Raw genomic sequence first — 724 nt, forward strand, 5'->3', positions numbered from 1 at the left:
CGACGTGCTCGACGCCGGGTGTGGCCACGCTGCGCTGTCTTTGGCGCTGGCCGAGCAGGGCTACACCGTCGTCGGCATCGACCTGACGTCGACGGCGATCGCGGCCGCCACCAGGGCGGCGGCCGAGCGGGGACTGACGACGGCCAGCTTCGTGCAGGCCGATATCACCACGTTTACCGGTTTTGACGGCCGGTTCAACACAATCATCGACTCCACGTTGTTCCACAGCTTGCCGGTTGGCAGCCGCGAAGGTTACCTGCGCTCAGTGCACCGGGCCGCAGCTCCCGGCGCCAGCTATTACGTGCTGGTCTTCGCCAAGGGCGATTCTCCGGCGGGGCTGGTGGGCAAACCCAACGCGGTCGACGAAAACGAGTTGCGCTCCGCGGTGAGCACGTACTGGCAGATCGACGAGATTCGGCCGGCCTACATCCACGCCATTGCTCCGCGATCTGGGCAAGCGCCGGGCCAGATGCCGGCCTACGAGCGTGACGACAAAGGCCGGGTGAAGATGCCGGCTTACCTGCTGACGGCGCACAAGGCGTGGTGACGCACAACGTCGCCGCGCGCAGGCCGTCAGATCGCCGGTGGTGGTGTCCGGGTGCGGCACCGACGCCGGCGGGCACCACACCGCCTATTTGACCGCCAGCGACACGCCGAAGTCGCCCGCGCTGTCGGTCCACCAGTGGGTTTGGCGCAATCCCGCGGCGGCGAGCTCGGCGGTCAC

The 724-nt window shown here is 68.1% G+C and carries 1 protein-coding gene; it reads left to right on the forward strand.

Features of this window, described 5'->3' with window-relative positions:
• A partial coding sequence (locus F6Q13_RS18625) for a class I SAM-dependent methyltransferase (RefSeq protein WP_293059682.1) occupies positions 1-547 on the forward strand: 547 nt, incomplete at its 5' end.
• Between the last annotated feature and the right edge of the window lie 177 nt (positions 548-724).

Origin of the sequence: Mycobacterium sp. (genome assembly GCF_008709575.1) — a bacterium.
Classification (GTDB): Bacteria; Actinomycetota; Actinomycetes; order Mycobacteriales; family Mycobacteriaceae; genus Mycobacterium.